At 36.5% G+C, this 2,392-nt stretch carries 5 protein-coding genes; all 5 read left to right on the top strand.

Annotated elements, in window-relative coordinates:
- The first annotated feature begins 171 nt into the window (after positions 1–171).
- A complete protein-coding gene (locus tag WMO25_RS17170) occupies positions 172–435 on the top strand; it encodes a type II toxin-antitoxin system Phd/YefM family antitoxin (protein WP_227082336.1) in 264 nt (87 codons plus the stop codon).
- Positions 428–691, top strand: a complete 264-nt coding sequence (locus tag WMO25_RS17165) for a Txe/YoeB family addiction module toxin (RefSeq protein ID WP_117528395.1) — start codon at positions 428–430, stop codon at positions 689–691. Before WMO25_RS17170 ends, WMO25_RS17165 begins: the two co-directional genes overlap by 8 nt.
- Positions 692–707: 16 nt before the next feature.
- Positions 708–1,322: a GNAT family N-acetyltransferase gene (locus tag WMO25_RS17160; RefSeq protein ID WP_349086382.1), complete on the top strand. Its 615-nt coding sequence runs from the start codon at positions 708–710 to the stop codon at positions 1,320–1,322.
- Between the two features lie 49 nt (positions 1,323–1,371).
- Positions 1,372–1,776 (top strand): IS200/IS605 family transposase, encoded by a 405-nt coding sequence (gene tnpA, locus WMO25_RS17155; protein ID WP_349086381.1) that lies wholly within the window; start codon positions 1,372–1,374, stop codon positions 1,774–1,776.
- A gap of 14 nt (positions 1,777–1,790) precedes the next feature.
- Positions 1,791–2,392: RNA-guided endonuclease TnpB family protein (locus WMO25_RS17150; protein WP_349086379.1), on the top strand; the 602-nt coding region annotated here is incomplete at its 3' end.

Genomic DNA, 2,392 nt, shown 5'->3' with positions numbered 1-2,392 from the left:
TACTTGGCTCAGTAGAGCCATTGAGCAAGAAGCCCCCACTTCAAAATCTGTGATTTAAGTGGTGGGAGCATGTCACAGCAGAAGAATGTAAATAATTTTGTCGATACAATTCTGTTGACGTACAGGAAACTGTACGTTATCATAAGAATATAGAAGAATGGAGGTGCTGAAATGTTGGCTGTAAATTATACTTGCTTACGTGATAATATGAAACGATACATGGATCAAGTGACAGATGATTATGAAACATTAATTGTTACACGGAAGAATAATAAAAATGTCGTCATGATGTCTGAGGAAATGTACAACAATTTAATGGAGAATGTTCACATTGTCAGCAGTAAAGCAAATTTTGAATGGTTAATGCAATCTAAACAGCAATTGGAAGCAGGAAATTTTTCACAGCATGAATTGGCAGAGGTGGATGATGAATAAAGTGTTTACTTCAAATGGATGGGAGGATTACATCTATTGGCAAACTGAAGATAAAAAAACACTGAAGAAGATAAATACATTATTAAAAGATATTGATCGGAATGGTAATGAAGGTATCGGAAAACCAGAGCCTCTTATTGGCAATTTATCTGGATTTTGGAGTCGGAGAATTAATGAAAAGGATAGATTAATTTATAAAATTGACGAGTACAATATTTATATCCTGTCCTGTCGATATCATTATAATGATACATAGTGGAGTGAATTAGAAGATGAACAGAACAATGATGATCAGATTGGCGACACCGGAGGATGCTGTTGAGATTTTAAAGATTTATGCACCTTATGTAGAAAACACAGCGATTTCATTTGAGTATGAAGTACCGTCGGAAGAAGAATTCAGAGAAAGAATCGAAAGCACTCTCAAGCGGTATCCCTATATCGTGGCTGAACAGGAGGGGCGTATCATCGGATACGCTTATGTATCAATTTTCCATGAGAGAAAGGCTTATGATTGGGCTGTGGAAACGTCGATTTATGTGGATAAAGACTACAAACGCAGCGGCTGCGGAAAACTTTTGTATCAGGCACTTGAGAGGATTCTCAAGAAACAGCATATCAGCAATCTGTATGCCTGCATTGCCTATACAGAGCAAGAGGACGAACATCTGACAAATGACAGTATGCATTTTCATGAGCATCTGGGATATGAATTGGTGGGCACATTTAAGAAGTGCGGCTATAAGTTCAATAGATGGTATGACATGATCTGGATGGAGAAGATGATCGGGGAACATCCGGAGAATCCGGAAGCATTTATTCCATTTTCGGAGATGGATGTCCGGGAGATATTTGAAATGAGGCTACCGCAATCCCACTGGCTTTAGACGGTGGGTTAAGGTAGCCAAAAGTTAGATATTATTGTATACTTATGGCATGGGGACATGGAAATCTAAAAACAGGCACAAATACTTATTACAGTATCACATTATTTTCGTCTGCAAATATAGGAAGAAATTGCTGGTTTCACAACAAATATCAGATGATATAAAGCAGTTTTCATATGAGATATGTCAAAGGCACAAAGTGATCATCAAATATATGGAAACTGACAAAGACCATATTCATTATATGATAGAAACAGAACCGACAATGTCTGTCAGCAGGATTGTAAACCTGATGAAAAGTTATACGACACATCATATATGGGAAAGATATCCGAATTATTTGCGGAAACATTTTTGGAAAGAACATACCTTTTGGACAGATGGATATTTTGTCTGGAGTGTAGGAAATGTATCAGAAAAAATGCTTAAAAGATATATAGAAAACCAAGGTTAAGGCGGTGGTAGCAGATGTTAAAAGCATATAAATACAGAATATATCCCACTAATGAGCAGAAAGAACAGATAGCAAAGACATTTGGCTGCTGCCGTTTTGTGTATAATCGGACACTGGCGTATCGAAAAGAAGCATATGAGAAAGAGAAAAAAAACGTAAATAAAACCAACTGCAACAATTACTGTAACCAGGTTCTAAAAAAAGAATATGGATGGCTAAAAGAAGTAGATAAGTTTGCCCTTACGAATGCAATTTATAATATGGACGCTGCCTATCAAAAATTTTTTAAAGAACATACAGGGTATCCGAAGTTTAAGAGTAAACATGACGGTCATAAATCATACACAACGAATTTTACCAATGGGAATATAACGGCAGATTTTGACGGAGGAAAAGTAAAGTTACCTAAACTAAAGGAAGTAAAAGCAAAACTGCATAGAAATTTTATCGGACAGATAAAGTCTGCAACGGTATCGCAGATGCCGAGCGGAAAATATTATGTATCAATTTTGGTGGAAACGGAACATGTGGAACTGCCACATACAGATCAAAACACAGGAATAGATCTGGGCATTAAAGATTTATGTATTACTTCAAAGGGAAAGAAATACGAAAA

Origin of the sequence: Coprococcus intestinihominis, from assembly GCF_040096555.1 — a bacterium.
Lineage (GTDB): Bacteria > Bacillota > Clostridia > Lachnospirales > Lachnospiraceae > Coprococcus_A > Coprococcus_A intestinihominis.
The sequence above is the reverse complement of the archived record's forward strand: the minus strand, read 5'-3'. Positions and strand labels throughout refer to the sequence as shown.

Excerpts from the sequence above, each read along its gene's own strand:
- WMO25_RS17170 (WP_227082336.1), top strand. The coding sequence starts at position 172 with ATGTTGGCTGTAAATTATACTTGCTTACGTGATAATATGAAACGATAC.
- WMO25_RS17165 (WP_117528395.1), top strand. The coding sequence starts at position 428 with ATGAATAAAGTGTTTACTTCAAATGGATGGGAGGATTACATCTATTGG.
- tnpA (WP_349086381.1), top strand. The coding sequence starts at position 1,372 with ATGGGGACATGGAAATCTAAAAACAGGCACAAATACTTATTACAGTAT.
- WMO25_RS17160 (WP_349086382.1), top strand. The coding sequence starts at position 708 with ATGAACAGAACAATGATGATCAGATTGGCGACACCGGAGGATGCTGTT.